This is a genomic window from Desulfurispora sp., assembly GCF_052744395.1.
Genome location: NZ_JBRAJI010000051.1, coordinates 1 through 16,098 on the forward strand (window position 1 = coordinate 1; position 16,098 = coordinate 16,098).

At 54.5% G+C, this 16,098-nt stretch carries 16 protein-coding genes; 14 read left to right on the forward strand and 2 right to left on the reverse strand.

From position 1 onward, the window contains the following. Nucleotides 1–84: 84 nt before the first annotated feature. From aroA to ACUVTU_RS11715, 13 genes are all read left to right on the forward strand, one after another. Entirely contained in the window at nucleotides 85–1,374 is a 1,290-nt protein-coding gene (gene aroA, locus ACUVTU_RS11655) for a 3-phosphoshikimate 1-carboxyvinyltransferase (protein WP_445890132.1), read from the forward strand. A gap of 100 nt (nucleotides 1,375–1,474) precedes the next feature. Next, nucleotides 1,475–2,149 (forward strand): (d)CMP kinase, encoded by a 675-nt coding sequence (cmk, locus tag ACUVTU_RS11660; protein ID WP_445890133.1) that lies wholly within the window; start codon nucleotides 1,475–1,477, stop codon nucleotides 2,147–2,149. Then, a complete protein-coding gene (locus tag ACUVTU_RS11665; RefSeq protein WP_445890134.1) occupies nucleotides 2,150–2,737 on the forward strand; it encodes a lysophospholipid acyltransferase family protein in 588 nt (195 codons plus the stop codon). 2 nt (nucleotides 2,738–2,739) lie between these two features. Further along, nucleotides 2,740–4,854 (forward strand): bifunctional 4-hydroxy-3-methylbut-2-enyl diphosphate reductase/30S ribosomal protein S1, encoded by a 2,115-nt coding sequence (locus tag ACUVTU_RS11670; RefSeq protein WP_445890135.1) that lies wholly within the window; start codon nucleotides 2,740–2,742, stop codon nucleotides 4,852–4,854. Between the two features lie 171 nt (nucleotides 4,855–5,025). Beyond that, nucleotides 5,026–5,748, forward strand: coding sequence for a DUF1614 domain-containing protein (locus ACUVTU_RS11675; RefSeq protein WP_445890136.1), 723 nt, complete (start codon nucleotides 5,026–5,028; stop codon nucleotides 5,746–5,748). A 14-nt stretch (nucleotides 5,749–5,762) separates the two neighbouring features. Further along, nucleotides 5,763–6,974 carry a stage II sporulation protein P gene (gene spoIIP / locus ACUVTU_RS11680; RefSeq protein WP_445890137.1) on the forward strand — a complete coding sequence of 404 codons (1,212 nt, stop codon included), beginning with the start codon at nucleotides 5,763–5,765 and terminating at the stop codon, nucleotides 6,972–6,974. A gap of 8 nt (nucleotides 6,975–6,982) precedes the next feature. After that, a complete protein-coding gene (locus ACUVTU_RS11685; RefSeq protein ID WP_445890138.1) occupies nucleotides 6,983–7,873 on the forward strand; it encodes a YIEGIA family protein in 891 nt (296 codons plus the stop codon). Between the two features lie 34 nt (nucleotides 7,874–7,907). Then, a complete protein-coding gene (locus tag ACUVTU_RS11690) occupies nucleotides 7,908–8,093 on the forward strand; it encodes a capping complex subunit for YIEGIA (RefSeq protein WP_445890139.1) in 186 nt (61 codons plus the stop codon). Nucleotides 8,094–8,219: 126 nt separating this feature from the next. After that, the gene (locus ACUVTU_RS11695; protein ID WP_445890140.1) at nucleotides 8,220–9,557 is read left to right on the forward strand and encodes a DUF512 domain-containing protein; all 1,338 of its coding nucleotides are present in this window, start codon (nucleotides 8,220–8,222) and stop codon (nucleotides 9,555–9,557) included. Continuing rightward, entirely contained in the window at nucleotides 9,550–10,866 is a 1,317-nt protein-coding gene (gene der, locus ACUVTU_RS11700; protein ID WP_445890141.1) for a ribosome biogenesis GTPase Der, read from the forward strand. Before ACUVTU_RS11695 ends, der begins: the two co-directional genes overlap by 8 nt. 1 nt (nucleotide 10,867) lies before the next feature. Continuing rightward, entirely contained in the window at nucleotides 10,868–11,455 is a 588-nt protein-coding gene (gene plsY, locus ACUVTU_RS11705; protein ID WP_445890142.1) for a glycerol-3-phosphate 1-O-acyltransferase PlsY, read from the forward strand. Between the two features lie 79 nt (nucleotides 11,456–11,534). Then, on the forward strand, nucleotides 11,535–12,572 hold the full coding sequence (locus ACUVTU_RS11710; protein WP_445890143.1) for an NAD(P)H-dependent glycerol-3-phosphate dehydrogenase: 1,038 nt from the start codon (nucleotides 11,535–11,537) through the stop codon (nucleotides 12,570–12,572). Between the two features lie 88 nt (nucleotides 12,573–12,660). Further along, nucleotides 12,661–13,191 carry a gamma carbonic anhydrase family protein gene (locus tag ACUVTU_RS11715; protein WP_445890144.1) on the forward strand — a complete coding sequence of 177 codons (531 nt, stop codon included), beginning with the start codon at nucleotides 12,661–12,663 and terminating at the stop codon, nucleotides 13,189–13,191. Nucleotides 13,192–13,332: 141 nt separating this feature from the next. On the opposite strand, the gene ACUVTU_RS11720 is transcribed toward ACUVTU_RS11715, so the two are convergent. Next, a complete protein-coding gene (locus ACUVTU_RS11720; protein ID WP_445890145.1) occupies nucleotides 13,333–13,770 on the reverse strand; it encodes a C40 family peptidase in 438 nt (145 codons plus the stop codon). Between the two features lie 531 nt (nucleotides 13,771–14,301). On the opposite strand from ACUVTU_RS11720, the gene spoIVA reads away from it, so the two are divergent. Continuing rightward, nucleotides 14,302–15,780 (forward strand): stage IV sporulation protein A, encoded by a 1,479-nt coding sequence (spoIVA, locus tag ACUVTU_RS11725; RefSeq protein WP_445890146.1) that lies wholly within the window; start codon nucleotides 14,302–14,304, stop codon nucleotides 15,778–15,780. A gap of 84 nt (nucleotides 15,781–15,864) precedes the next feature. On the opposite strand, the gene ACUVTU_RS11730 is transcribed toward spoIVA, so the two are convergent. Further along, nucleotides 15,865–16,098, reverse strand: a 234-nt coding sequence (locus ACUVTU_RS11730; RefSeq protein WP_445890147.1) for a hypothetical protein, incomplete at its 5' end; no start/stop codon positions are given.

A 16,098-nucleotide genomic window follows, 5' to 3' on the forward strand; every position in this document is an offset into this window, starting at 1 on the left:
CAGATTATGCCTGAAAATGGTTATTGGTGAGATGGTATCACGGATCCAGGTTTATTAAAATGATCATACGGAGAGAGGTGTCCTATGCAAGTAAGTCCCGTATCTGCTCTGGCTGGCTCAGTACAGCTGCCGGGCGACAAATCCATCTCCCACCGGGCTTTGATGCTGGGCGCTATTGCCCGGGGACAAACCGTGGTTAAAAATTTCCTGCCCGCCCGGGATTGTTTTTCGACCTGGCAATGTCTGGAGCAGCTGGGGGTAAAAATACATTCCTCCGACCAGTATCGGACTGTTCTGGTGGAGGGGCGAGAGTTGCACGGTCTGCAGGAGCCCGGGCAAGTGCTGGATGCCGGCAACTCCGGCACCACCATTCGTCTGCTGCTGGGCCTGCTGAGCGGACAGCAATTTTTTTCCGTACTGACCGGTGATGAATCGCTGCGGCAAAGGCCCATGCAGCGTGTGGTTAAACCTCTGGTGCAAATGGGGGCGCACATTGCCGGCCGTCAATCTGCCGACCGCGCTCCCCTGGCTGTGCAGGGCGGAAACTTAAGAGCCATCAGCTATCGCCTGCCGGTAGCCAGCGCCCAGCTCAAATCGGCCCTGTTGCTGGCCGGTCTTTATAGCCGGGGAACTATGGAAATAGAAGAACCAGCACCCACCCGCGATCACACTGAAAGAATGCTCCAGTTCATGGAAGTGGACATACAGAAAGATGGGAATTATCTGCGGCTGAACGGCGGGCAACAGCCGGTCGGCAGAGAGATCTGCGTGCCGGGCGATATTTCGGCCGCCGCTTTCTTTCTGGTGGCCGCCGCCTGTCTGCCCGGTTCGCGCCTGGTCTGCCGCGATGTGGGCTTAAACCCGGCCCGTACCGGTGTACTGGACGTGCTACAACAAATGGGAGCAAGGCTGGAGATTCGCAATATGCGGATGTATGGTCAGGAGCCGGTGGGTGACATCTATGTTGAGTCGGGTCAGCTGCAGGCGGTGGTCATTGCTGGAGAGAGCATACCCCGTCTGATTGACGAAATCCCCGCCCTGGCCATTGCGGCGGCCCGGGCCAGCGGAGTCTCTGTAATCAGGGATGCAGCCGAACTGCGGGTGAAGGAAAGCGATCGCATATCCTCCGTAGTAAAATTGCTGACCGACCTGGGAGTTAAAGTGCAGGAAACCGCAAACGGCATGATCATTTACGGTACCAACCGGCCTTTTCAGCCTGCGGAACTGGAGAGTTACGGTGACCACCGCATCGCCATGGCCGGTGCCATTGCCGGGCTAATGGCCAGCGCCCCGGTTACCGTCCGGCAGGCCGAGTGCGTGGCCATATCTTTTCCAAACTTTGAAAATATCCTTCATTCTATACGGGCACAATAATTTTGAGCTGTTTTGTTCTAAGGAAAAAGGAAATTTATCCCCTTCTGTCGAATCTTAATGTGGTGTTTTGCTGTGAAATGCTAACAGGTGTGAGGAAGTTGTGGAGAAAAAAATTTGTATAGCCATTGATGGCCCGGCCGGCGCGGGAAAAAGCACTGTGGCCCGCATGGTGGCCGCGCGTCTGGGTTATCGATATCTGGATACCGGAGCCATGTACCGGGCGCTGACCTGGCAGGCACTGCAGGAGGGCCTGGATTTTTCTGACGAACCGGCCCTGGTGGAGCTGGCCCGTACGGCTGATATCCAGGTATTGCCTACGCAGGACGGTTCCCCACAGGTGCTGGTGAATGGACAGGATGTAACGCTACCCATCCGCAGCCAGCAGGTCAGCAGGCAGGTATCCTGGCTGGCCAGGATACCTGGTGTGCGCCGTGAAATGGTACAGAGGCAACGCCGGCTGGCGGCCGGCGGGGGCGTAGTCATGGAGGGTAGAGACATCGGCACCCGGGTCTTACCACATGCCGAGCTGAAGATTTATCTGACAGCCAGTCCCCGGATCAGGGCGACCCGGCGGGCCGCTGAACTGGCGGCCCGGGGTGAAAAGGTGGATGTGCATCGCCTGGAGGAGGAAATATCCCGGCGCGATCTCATGGATGCTGGCCGGGAAGTGGATCCACTCCGCCCGGCTCCTGACGCCGTGTATTTGGATTGCTCCCAAATGAACATCGATGAAGTGGTAGAGTTTATACTGGACCGGGCAAAGGGGGTAAATTAGTTGTTTTATTCCCTGGCCAGGACCATCTGCCGGTTATATCTACTGCTGGTGCGGCGCTGGAGCATACGGGGCCTGGACAACATTCCCGGGGAGGGTGGGTTGCTGGTCATCTGCAATCACATCAGTTACCTGGATCCCGTGGCCGTAGGCTGCGCTCTGCACCGCCGCATCTTTTTCATGGCTAAAGCCGAGCTCTTCCGCGTACCGCTGCTCAAGCAAATTATTACGGCCCTGGGCGCTTTTCCCCTGCACCGGGGTAGCGGGGACCTGGCAGCGGTAAAGACCGCTTTGCGGTACCTGCAGGCAGGAGAGGTTGTGGGGATTTTTCCGGAAGGAACACGGAGCAAAACGGCAGAACTGCTGGACCCCCATCAGGGAGCGGCCATGCTGGCCATTCGAACCGGTGTGCCGGTTCTGCCTGTTGCCGTAACCGGTACCCGGGGTTATTTCGGCCGGGTGAAGGTCAACATCGGTCATCCGGTCCTTCCTCCCGATAGAAAGCAGGCCGGAAAAGATACATACTATGATTTCAGCTGTCTGTTAATGCAAAAAATTGATGCCTTGCAGAGCGAATTGAGGGAATACTAAATATGCAGATCATCAGGGCAGAGAAAGCCGGCTTTTGTTTTGGTGTCAAAAGAGCTATTGAAATGGCTACCGGTGCTGCCCGGCAAAACAGCGGGCCGGTTTACACATACGGCCAGCTGATTCACAATCAGCAAGAGGTTGCCCGTCTGGCCGATCAGGGCATTCACGCCGTGGACAGCCTGGATCAGGTACCGGAGGGCAGCTTATTGATAATCAGGTCGCACGGTGTGGGACCGGAGGTTCTCACCGCGGCCGCAGCCAGAAAGATTACCGTGCTGGATGCTACCTGCCCCTTTGTCTGCAATGTGCAAAAAAAGGCTCAGGAAATGGTCCAGCAGGGTTACCAGGTGATTGTGGTAGGCAATGCCAGCCATCCCGAAGTACAGGGCATAGTGGCCTGGACAGAGCATCGGGCTCTGGTGGTAGCCGATAGCGAACAGCTACGCGATATTCAGCCGGCCCCCCGGGTGGGTGTGGTGGCTCAGACTACCATTCCCCAGCAAACTCTGGCTGCCGTGGTGGCAGCCCTGGTGCCGGCTGTAAGCGAACTCAGGCTGGCCAATACGGTCTGCCGGGCTACCCGGGAAAGGCAGCTGGCAGCAAAGCAACTGGCCTCCCGGGTAGAGCTGATGCTGGTGGTGGGTGGCAGGAACAGTGCCAATACGAGCAAGTTGTTCACCATGTGCGCCCAGACCGGCACGGAAACCCATCATGTGGAAACAGCCTCCGAGCTGAACCGGGCCTGGTTTGCCGGTAAAAGTACGGTGGGTATTACGGCTGGTGCCTCAACACCTGACTGGCTGATCCAGGAGGTAGAAACACGCGTGAAGGAGTTGGTCGAAATGACAGGTAGTGAAGAAGTAATGGTAAACGAAGCCACAACAAACTCGGACGTGCAGCCCCGGGAAAACGTCACTGAAAGCACACCGGAAGAAAACATGAAAGAAGCCATGGACGTCAGAACGGTCCACTACGGAGAAATTGTACCGGGCACTGTTGTGCAGATCCGCCATGATGAGGTACTGGTGGATATTGGTGCTAAATCGGAGGGTTTTATTCCTCTGAAAGAACTTTCCTGCTATGAAGTTAATTCCCCGCAGGATATCGTATCGGTCGGGGATGTAATAGATGTTTTTGTAATGCGCTCAGAAGACAGCGAAGGCCGGGTCATGCTCTCCAAACAGCGGGCCGATGCCGAAAAGGCTTGGAACAAACTGCAGGAAAATCTGCAAACCGGCGAGACGGTCACGGGCATCGTGCGTGAAGTGGTAAAAGGCGGTCTGCTGGTGGACATTGGCGTGCGGGCCTTCCTGCCGGCATCCCTGGTAGAAAGGGGCTATGTGGAAGATTTAAATAAATATCTGGGTATGGAAATTCAGGCCCGGGTCATCGAAGTGAACAAAGCACGCAAGAAAGTGGTGCTTAGCCGCAAGGTTGTCCTGGAGGAGGAATACACCAGAAAGCGTCAGGAACTGCTGGAAAACCTGCAGGAAGGGGCAGTGGTGCACGGCACCGTACGCCGTCTGACCAGTTTCGGGGCCTTTGTTGACCTGGGTGGCGTGGATGGACTGCTCCACGTGTCGGAAATGGCCTGGTATAGAGTGGGGCACCCGTCTGAAGTGGTAAATGTGGGCGATGAAATTGAAGTGAAGGTCCTGAAGGTAGACCGGGAGAACGAAAAGATTTCCCTGGGACTCAAGCAGGTTTTACCCAACCCCTGGGACAATGTAGCCGAGAAATACCCACCGGGCAGCATCGTAAAGGCAAAAGTGATGAGGCTGGCTTCCTTTGGTGCCTTTGTACAGCTGGAGCCGGGCGTGGAAGGTCTGGTGCACATCTCTCACCTTTCCACCCGTCATGTAGAAAAACCGGAAGATGTGGTCCGGGAGGGCGAAGAAGTTAATGTAAAAGTCCTGGACGTGAATCCGGAAGAAAAACGCATTCGCCTGTCCATCAGAGAAGTGGTTCGGGAGCAGGAAAAGCGCCAGCCGGCCCCCCGGGAAAACCAGGCCAGCCGTCAGCAACAGGAGCAGACTGAGCAACCGGCAGAGCCAGCTGAGCAAGGCAATGTCACCATAGGAGAGATTGTGGGTAATATTTTTGATGAAAAAAAGTAATAGAATGACGTCCGGGCCAAACGGCCGTTAGAAGTATTGTGCAGTCCCGCTTGCCAGCGGGCTGTTTTTTTTGGGCGGGGTTTTTTTTTGCTACCCCGCCTAATTGTGCATATTACCGGCGGGGGAACGGGAAGTCTAAAAAAAACCACAAGCCAACAAGGAGGTTTTGTAATGGCCAGATTTCCTGTGGGCATGATCATCCTCATCATTATCACCGCCCTGATCTTTCTCGGTCTGGCACACCGGGCTCTGGACCGGCTGAAGCTGTCCGACCGCGGTGCTCTGCTGGTAATTGCGGCCATGATTGTAGGCAGCTTCATCGACATCCCCATTTCGGGCGGGCGCTATCCGGTAAGCCTCAATGTAGGTGGATTTATTGTTCCCGTGGCTCTGGCCGGATATCTGCTCTTCACGGCTGGTACTGGCCGAGAACGTAGCAGGGCACTGCTGGCCGCTCTGGTAGTAGGTGCTGCAGTGTATCTGCTGGGCAGTGTAGCCATGCGCGGTCTGCCCGAACCGGGAGGACGTTTCGAGGTACTGGATGCGCTCTGGCTGTACCCGCTGGTAGCAGGAATAGTCGGCTACCTGGCCGGACGCTCCCGCCGGGGCTCCTTTATCGCTGCGACACTGGGACTACTGCTTTACGAGATCGGCCACTATATCTGGCTGGTACGCAGTGGAGCGCCGGCAGCCCGCATTGCTCTGGGAGGCGCCGGACTCTTTGATGCGATCGTGATTGCCGGATTTTTCGCCCTGCTGCTGGCCGAGGTAATTGGCGAAACCAGGGAACGCCTGGCCGGCGGCCCCAGTTCCCGGGACAGGGCCCCCGAGCTATTGCAGGCTTTGCGCAAGCCGGGACAGGATCGGGAACTGGACGGGGAAAAACATGAATGAAGGAGGGGTGGAGCATGCGCTCAGTAAATAAGAAAAGCGTCGCCGGCGGTCTGGTTTTCCTGACGCTGGTGGCTGTAGCAGCCGGTCTTTACACTGTCGGAAAGGTTCAGGATATCCCCCGGCCAGCCTGGCAGGCGGGTAAAATTATGCCGGGGCTTTTTTCCGGTAACGAAATAAGTGAACACAGTTCGGATTATTATATCACCATCAAAGATGGCCAGGGGCGGGTAATCTCACTGGCCGCCCGTGGTGTCAGCCCGGGCGACGAAGTCATTACTGCCGAAGGCCAGCACTACCGGGTGGAAAAGGTGCAGGGACGACAGGCTTCAGCCAGATATCTGGGTGCTGACAAACAATTTCTGGCCTACCAGGAAATGTTTGAGCAAATGGCCCTGCCGGTAGCCGCAACTGCAGGCAATGCCGGCAAACTGGTGGGTATCTATCATACCCACAGCGATGAATCGTATGTACCATCCGACGGTAAAGAGGCCATACCATTTAAAGGGGGTATCTACCAGGTAGGTCAGTCGCTGGTGAACAGGCTCAAAAATGAGCGGCTGAGAGTGGATTACGACCGTACTCCCCATGATCCGCACGACAACAATGCCTATCACCGCTCCCGGCGCACAGCGGCCAGGCTCATGAAACAAAACCCCATTGCTCTGCTGGATGTCCACCGGGATGGGATTCCCAATGCTAACTATTACCGCAAAAATATTCGCCAGGAGCAGGTAGCCCAGCTCCGCTTGGTAGTGGGCAGGCAGAACCCGCATATGCAGGCCAATCTGGATTTTGCCCGCAAAATGATGGCCTATGCCAACAAAGTTCACCCCAAGATTGTCAAGGAGATCTTTATGGCTAAAGGGAATTACAACCAGGATCTCATGCCCACTGCTTTACTGATTGAGGCCGGAACCCATTTGAACACAAAAGAGGAAGCTGAACGCGGTATAGCCCTGTTTGCCGATGCCATTCCGGTGGTGCTGGGTGCTACTGCCGGACCATCCGGTAATGTCGGCGCCCCGCGTCCTGCCACCAGCCCCGGTACCTGGCGCTCACTGATCTGGCTGGTGGTCCTGGCAGTGCTGGGAGGAGGAGCGTTTTTGCTTATCAGCACGGGCAGTTTTGGAGCTGCCAGCAACCGTCTGCGCGGTTTCTTCAGCCGGGAACTAACCGGCTTCCTGGGTCCTCTGTTCAAGCGCCGGAACAATCGAAAGAATCTATAGGTGATCTAATGCCGGAATTCTTGAAGATTATTCTGGTTGGCACACTGGCGGGCACTGTATCCCGCCTGCTCCTTTTGCGCCTGGATTACCGGCAGTATCCGGGGTATCCCCACGGTGTAGTGGCACACGTCTCGCTGGGTGTGATCGCCTCGGCACTGGGCGCAGTGCTGATACCAGCCCTACTCAAGCAGGATTACACAGCGGTCACCTTTCTGGCGCTAGCGGCCCAACAGTTTCGCGAGATCCGCCAGATGGAGCGTACCACGCTGGAGAACCTGGAAATAAACGAGATGGTCAAGCGGGGCAATGACTACATTGAAGGCATTGCCCGTACTTTTGAAGCGCGCAACTATCTGGTCATGGCTACTGCTGTAGTGGTCAGCGCCTGCACATACTGGGGGGACCTGCCGGGAGGGCTGCTGGCCGCTGCCGGATGCATTGTCGTTTCCCGTATCTATATGACCGGCAAATCCATCGGGCAGATCTGTCACGTTATTCCGGCAACGGTCCACTTTAACGGTGCCCTGCTCAAGGTGGACCAGATTGATATAATGAATGTAGGTTTGCCCGAAATGCGGGAAAAAATATTAAAAGAAGCCCTGGCCGTGCGCATTGTACCTCGCAGTGCTACCGCCGCAGCCATTATCAACGATTTGGGGCAGCGCATGGCCATCGCCCACACAGCAGCCGTGATTCTGGGTACCAAGAAAGAAATCGATATGCCCGAGCTTACACCTCTGGCGCGCAAGGATATTGACAGCGGTGAGGTAGGGTTGTTCATCCTGCCTGTGCACAAAGATATGGATGCGCTGTTATTGGCTGTACGCCGCACGCCGGTACTGGAAAGTTCCCGGAGCAAACCGCTGGCTACCCAGGCCGGTCGAATGGCCCGCCGGTAAAGTAAAAGCCGGCTAAATGAAAGGAGATAAAAACATGGTCGCCCAGAAAAAAATACTGGCCATCATCACGTCAGACATGCAGATAGTAGCCGGAGGAGCGCCCATTTTTTTTGCTCCCGATCCCGTCTATCGGGATAAACTGGCCCGCAGTCTGAGCAGGATCCTGGATGCCATGGTACACGACCTGGAAAATGGTACATATATAGTGGTGGCTCATTAGGAACCCGCCCTGTCCGCAGAACATCCGTCCGCTGCTCCAATGATTATGGCCAGCGCAGGCTTGACTTTGCTGTGGCAAATAATAGATAATGGAGCAAGAATCCGTAAAACACTATGAGCAGAGAGGATGGCCCCGTTGCCGGAGCAAGGACTTTGCATTTCCCAGGTGGAGAGCGGCAGTATTGCGGAAGAACTGGACATTGCACCGGGCGATATTGTTGTGACCGTTAATGATCAACCGGTGCAGGACATCCTGGATTATCGCTTTGCTATGGCCGATGATCTGGTGCAGGTGACTATTCGAAAGCCAGACGGACAGATCTGGGAACTGGAGATAGAAAAGGATCCCGGTGACGACCTGGGCCTTTCCTTCACCGGTGAAGGACTGCAGCCCATCAAAAAATGCCGCAACAATTGTATATTTTGTTTTGTCGCCCAGATGCCACCCGGTATGCGACCCACATTGTATGTGCGGGACGACGATTACCGACACTCTTTTCTTTATGGCAACTTCATCACCCTGACCAACCTTTCGGTTGCCGAAAAACAGCGCATTGTCCGGCAGCGGCTCAGTCCGCTTTATGTGTCGGTGCATACCACCGATCCGGAACTACGGGCACAGATTATGCGCCAACCGGCCGCCGCCCGCATCATGGATGATTTGGTCTATCTTACCGCCGGCGGCATCACCATACACACCCAGGTTGTACTGTGTCCGGACATCAACGACGGTCCGCACCTTGAGCGAACCGTGTCCGACCTGCTATCGCTCTGGCCGAGGATAGCTTCTTTAGCTGTCGTGCCGGTGGGTCTCACCGCCTGCCGGCAAAATCTTCCCGACGTTCAGAGATATACGCCCGCGCAGGCCACCCAGGTGCTGGAGGTGGTGCACAGATGGCGAGACCGGGCTCTACAAACCCATGGCTATCCCTTTATCTTTGCCAGCGATGAATTCTACCTGCTGGCCGGACAACCCATCCCGGAAACCGCCTACTACGCCGACTTTCCTCAGATAGAAAACGGAGTGGGACTGACCAGGCTGTTTTACGATGCCTGGGAGGAAGCTGCACCGGAACTGCCAGCTACCTTGCCGAAGCCCTTCCGGGTTACTCTGGTTACAGGCCGTCTGGGAGAAAAGGTGCTCTTCCCGGTGGTGTACCATTTAAATCAAATAGCCAACCTGCAGGTGGATATTTGTGCCGTGGAAAACCGGTTTTTCGGCTCTTCCGTCACAGTGGCCGGCCTGCTCACGGGGGGAGATATTATCAACGCTCTACACAAGAGAACCCTGGGAGATCTGGTGCTGGTGCCGGCCGCAGCGCTCAAACCAGATGAAGACGTCTTTCTGGATAACCTGACGCTGACGGAACTGCAGAGTCGCCTGCCGGTTCGCATCCGCAAAGCCGGTACACCGGGTGAAATAGTGGCTGTCATTAAGGAACTAAAAGGTGAAAGCGATGAGTAAACCAATAGTTGCTGTGGTTGGTCGCCCCAATGTGGGCAAATCCACTTTATTTAACAGGCTGGTAGGAGCCAGAGTGGCTATAGTGGAGGACGTTCCGGGGGTAACCAGGGACCGGCTGTACAAGGATGCCGAGTGGAACGGCCGTCCTTTTACTCTGGTGGACACCGGAGGACTGGACTATGATGAAGATGGTGAGATTATCAGCAATGTGCGGCGTCAGGCCGAACTGGCTATTGCCGAAGCTGATCTGATCCTTTTTGTGGTGGACGCCCGGGCCGGCCTGACGCCGGCCGATCAGGCTGTGGCGGCAATTATTCGTCGCAGTGAAAAGCCGGTCATATTGGTGGCCAACAAGGTGGAAAACTACCAGAACAGCGATTATTTTGAGTTTTATCAGCTGGGGCTGGGCGATCCCTTTCCGGTTTCCGCGCAGGAAGGGCTGAACACCGGAGATCTGCTGGATGAGATTCTCAAGCGATTACCGGCCGGAGGAGAGGCGGCTGACGATCCCGATGTGATCAAAATTGCCATGCTGGGACGACCCAATGTGGGTAAATCGTCTCTGGTCAACGCCATTTTGGGAGAACAGCGCGTAGTGGTAAGCGATATTCCCGGCACAACGCGGGATGCTATAGATACCGCCTTCTTCCGGGAGGGACAGAACTACCTGCTGATCGACACGGCCGGTATCCGCAGGCGGGCCCGCATTGTGGAAGCAACAGAAAAATACAGCGTGATCAGGGCCCTCAAAGCCATCGACCGCTGTGATATAGTGCTGGCCGTAATTGATGCTACCAGCGGTGTTACCGAACAGGACAAACGGCTGATCGGTTATGGTCACGAAAAGGGCCGGGGGCTGATTCTGCTGGTGAACAAATGGGATCTCGTAGAGAAAGATGATAAGACCATGGACCGGTATACCAGGCAAATTAGAGCTGAACTCGGCTTTGTTGATTATGCCCCTATCCTGTTTGTATCCGCTCTAACCGGTCAGCGCATCTCCAAAATATTAAGCCTGATCAACCAGGTTGCTTCTTATCAGAGCATGCGCCTGTCCACAGCCGACTTGAACTCGGTCTTGAGGGAAGCGTTTTTGCACAATCCGCCCCCTTCATACAAAGGACGTAAGCTCAAGCTGCTATACGCCACCCAGGTAGCCGTAAAACCGCCCCGGTTCGTTCTGTTTGTCAATGACGACCGTCTGGTGCATTTTTCCTACTTGAGGTATCTGGAAAACCAGTTGCGCCAGGCCTATCTCTTTACCGGTACTCCAATCCAAATTAAATTCCGTAGCAGGGGAGAGCGATAAAGTGCTGCGCTTAGCTGCTATTATGGCCAGCTATTTGATTGGATCAATACCTTTCGGTTATATCGTTGCCCGCCTGTATGGCACAGACATCCGGCAGCATGGCAGCGGTAACATCGGTGCCACCAACGTCTGGCGCACTCTGGGAGCCCAACCCGGACTGCTGGCCCTGCTGGGCGATGCGGCCAAAGGGGCGCTGGCTGTCTATCTGGGCAGAAAAACGGGGCTGCCCTACACTGAGCTGATGGCCGGGTTGGCCGCCATGGTGGGCCATGCCTGGTCGATCTATCTGAGATTTAAAGGTGGCAAGATCATTGCGACAGGATTAGGGGTAATGCTCATGCTCTCCCCGCTCATCACCCTGTGGGCTGTCCTGGTTTTTGTACTGGTGGTGGTTGCCTTTCGCTTTGTGTCCCTGGGTTCGGTATGCGCAGCCATCAGTGTGCCCGTGTTGTTCCGGGTGTATGGCTACAGCTGGCCATATCTGCTGTTTGCACTGACCATTGCAACCATTGCCATTTACAAACACATTCCCAACCTGCGACGCATTGCCAGCGGTCAGGAATTTAAAGTAAGCTTCCGTAAGAAATAAAGTAACCTATAAAATAAAGAACAATTGTACAACCAGAAATTAAATCTCCAGTAAATTCAGGTATTGTGGAGGAATTAAATTGTCTACCTCAATAGTATCGATCATCGGCGCCGGAAGCTGGGGTACCGCACTGGCCGTACATCTGGCCCGCAAGGGTCTGACGGTCCGGCTGTGGTGTAGGAACCAGGAGCAGGCCCGGGAAATGCAGGATTTTAGATCCAATAGCCGCTACCTGCCAGGCGTTAAGTTACCAGAAAATATAGAAATATACACACAGTTAAACGAAACTCTGCAAGGCACCCGGGTAATTGTCTGCGCCACCCCGTCCCACACCTTTCGGAAAATTATCTCAGCGATTAAAGATAATATCAACCACAACAGTTTGGTGATCAACGTAGCCAAAGGACTGGAAGAAGGCTCCTGCCTGCGCCTGTCCCGGGTATTTGCCGCGATCCTGGGTGAACATTATCTGGATTGCTATGTAGCACTCTCCGGACCCAGCCATGCCGAAGAGGTCGGACGGAGTATCCCTACGGCCATTGTAACAGCGTCGACAAGCCTGGAATCTGCCAGTTGGGCCCAGGACATCCTTTTGTCCGGCAGCCTGAGGGTTTATACCAACCCCGACCTGACGGGGGTAGAACTGGGCGGAGCGTTGAAAAATGTCATCGCCCTGGGAACCGGTATCGCTGACGGGTTGGGATTGGGCGACAACACCAAGGCCGCCTTGATGACCAGAGGACTGGCCGAGATTACCCGTCTGGGTGTGAAGCTGGGAGCCAACCCACTTACCTTTGCCGGCCTGACCGGATTGGGCGATTTAATCGTCACCTGCACCAGCCAGCACAGCCGTAACCGCCGGGCCGGTATGGCCATCGGGCAGGGCAAAAGCCTGACCGAAGCCCTGACCGAAGTGCGCATGGTAGTGGAGGGAGTGAGAACCACAAAGGTCGCCTACCAGCTATCCCGGCAGGTAGGTGTAGAAATGCCCATAACAGAACAAATGTACAATGTGCTTTTTACCGGTGCCTGCCCGCGTCAGGCAGTAGAGACCCTGATGGGCAGAGGGCGCCGCAACGAAATTGAAGAAGTTGCTCTGGAGCGTTTTGTTTTTTAGTTGCACCCGGGTGATTCTGACAGGACTTTCGTCCAGCAGATCTTTCCGGCGGAATGCCGTGAAATGTAACTAAAAAGGGGGCGAACATATGCCGCTGATACCATACGGCGACAAAACGCCGCAGATTGGCGCCAATGTTTTTATTGCTCCCACCGCTACGTTGATTGGCAATGTGGTGGTGGAGGAAGGTGCCAGCATCTGGTTTGGTGCCGTACTGCGAGGTGATTTCGGACAGATCCGGGTAGGACGGCAGAGCAGTGTACAGGACAACGTGGTAGTGCACGTTCTGCCGGGCGGCGAAACCGTGATCGGCAGCAATGTAACCGTAGCCCACGGTGCCGTGTTGCACAACTGCAAAATAGGAGATGGGGCAGTCATAGGCATGAATGCAGTGGTGCTGGATCACGCTGTAGTGGGAGAAAAGGCCATGCTGGCCGCCGGCAGTGTGGTTTCCACCGGAGGGCAGATTCCACCCCGCCATCTGGCCGCCGGGGCACCAGCCGTACCCAAAAAAGAAATATCGGGCGAAGCCCTGAACTGGGTAGAACAAAGCGCCCTGGCCTATACTTATCTGGCCAGGTCATATCTGGACGCTGGTATTGACCGGTTGGAAAAATAGTTACCCGCCGGTAAAATGAACAGGGGGCTTAGATCCGCCAATTAAACCGCAAAAAAGACCTGTCCGCCGGGATCGGCTGGCGACAGGTCTTTTTTATTCACAGTACAGAGCCGCTCTGCGCATCATTAAGCAATCGAGTAACTATCTTAAAACACGTCTGGCCCCCTTGTAGTTTTCGGCATAATAACCGCTGGTCAAAGAAGATACCACCACTCCCCTGGCCGAAGAAGAAGCATGAACGAATTTGCCATCCCCTGCATATATACCGGAGTGGTTGATGCTTTTGCTGCCGTAATAACCGAACAGGACAATGTCACCGGGCTGCAGTGAGGACCTGTCCACTGCCTTTCCGCAAGAGGCCTGGGCCGCTGCGTTATGGGGCAGGTCTATACCGTAGAGCGAAAAGATATAACGAACAAATCCCGAACAGTCAAATCCGGACGGAGCGGCACCACCATAGACATATGGTGTGCCCAAATATGAATAAGCTGTTTTCAGGACGTCCCGCTCATCTGAACCGGATGAACGAGAGACCGGCACAATCATACCCGCCGCCGGCTGCGCCACTTTTTTAACCACGACTGGACCTTTCTTGGCAGCAGTTGCTCCTTTAGGTTTAGAGACAGTCTTTTTTGCTGCTGCGACCTTTGCGGCCGTGACCTTGCTGGCAACTTTGCTCTGGGTAGCAGTGGGAGCATTGCTCCGCGTTTGGGCCTGAACAGACTGAGACCACGGGCACAGCATGCTCCCGGCGATAAGCGTTATCAGCAGGCCGTACCGCACTCTTTTGGTAAACAATCGTTTTATCAAACAAGGCATGAAGCACAACAACCTTTCATAAATGAAATTGACATTTCCTTCATAATTTTGACTGACAACTTGTTGTTACATATTGATGTGTTCGACAGAGCGGGGCATTTTTCCTCCTTTGGCAACAAAAAAAAAATAACCGGCCCGGCCGGTGGATAAAGCATAAAAAAGAGCGTAACACATATAAATGTATTGTTAATGTATGCCAGTAAACAAGCATGGAACAAAACTGGCCTCATAACTGCGGCGGTAACAGTGAGGCCAGGTTGCAATTTTATTTTTTGTAAGGAGGGAGTGTGCATGAATAAACTGGATATTTTCCGGGATATTGCCGAACGAACCGGCGGCGACATTTACCTGGGAGTCAGCGGTGGTGTCAGAACCGGAAAATCCACCTTTATCAAGCGGTTTATGGAACTTCTGGTCCTGCCCAATATCAAGAATCCCCATGATCGGGAAAGAGCCCGGGATGAGCTGCCCCAAAGCGGCGGCGGCCGAACCATTATGACCACGGAACCCAAATTCGTCCCCAATGAAGCGGTAGAAATTACAGTCAGTCCCAGCCTGAAGGTAAGGATGCGCCTGGTGGATTGTGTCGGCTACCGGGTAGAAGGTGCCCTGGGTTACGAGGAAGAAGACGGCCCGCGCATGGTGCACACGCCCTGGTTTGAAGAGCCCATTCCCTTTCAGGAAGCAGCTGAGATCGGCACGCGCAAAGTTATTTCGGAACACTCTACCATTGGTCTGGTTGTAACCACCGACGGGACAATCACCGACATTCCCCGCCAGAACTATCTGGATGCCGAGGAAAGGGTCATTGAAGAACTTAAAGATATCAACCGTCCCTTCATCGTCCTGCTCAACACCATCAAGCCACAGGCCACAGAAACACTTGAGCTGGCCGAGGATCTGAGTAGTCGCTACGATGTACCCGTAATACCGGTGGACTGTGCGGAAATGAGTCATCAGGATGTTCTCTATATTCTGGAAAAAGCCCTCTACGAATTTCCGGTTAACGAAGTGACTATTGCCCTGCCCCGCTGGGTCGAGGAACTGGAGCGCCGCCACTGGCTGCGGGAAAAATTCGACCAGGCCGTACAGGATACCGTGCGGCATATCCGTCGCCTGCGGGACATCGACCATGCGGTGGAGAATCTGAGCGATTATGACTTTATTGAAAAAGTTCAGTTGCAGCACATGGATATGGGCACAGGCCGGGCGGATATCCATATAGTAGCCAGACCAGATCTGTTCTACCGGGTTCTGAGCGAAGAAACCGGTCTGTCCATACACGGCGAACACGAATTGTTCAGCATTGTTCGGGAACTGGCTGTAGCCAAACAAGAATATGACAAAGTGGCCTCGGCACTGGCCGAGGTACGGGAAACGGGTTATGGTGTGGTTACCCCCCGCCTGGACGAGATGAACCTGGAAGAACCCGAACTGATTCGCCAGGGCAACCGTTTTGGAGTCAAGTTAAAAGCCAGTGCTCCCTCTTTGCACATCATTCGGGCCAATATAACCACCGAGATTACCCCTATCATTGGCACGGAAAAGCAGTGTGAAGAGCTGGTCCGGTACATGCTCAACGAATTTGAAGAAAATCCGCAGAAGATCTGGTCCTCGGAAATCTTCGGCAAATCGCTTCACGACCTGGTGCGTGAGGGAATCCAGAATAAACTGCACCGTATGCCGGAAAATGTACAGGTTAAGCTGCAAGAAACCCTGCAACGCATTGTTAACGACGGCAACGGTGGGGTACTGTGTATTATCATCTAACCGGTCGGCTGACCGGTTTTTGTTTTCCACAAGATACCTGTTGCAAGGTAACGCACGGTATGCTAACATAAGAACTCCCGGCGCTCAGCAGCGCAGCAGCGCAGCCGGGTGAAGCAAGAAGCAAACAAAACTGGCATAAAAAAACACTTGCCAGGGCAGCATAAAATGTGCTAAGATTAAAAGCGTCGCTGCCGGAACAACAGCAGCGGCAACCATAAAAGTAAAACCGATCCTTGAAAACTGAACAGCGCAGGGTAAGAAATGGTCGTCAGTCATCGGACGTCGGACGTCAGAAAAACGGACGGCGAAAGGTGACTT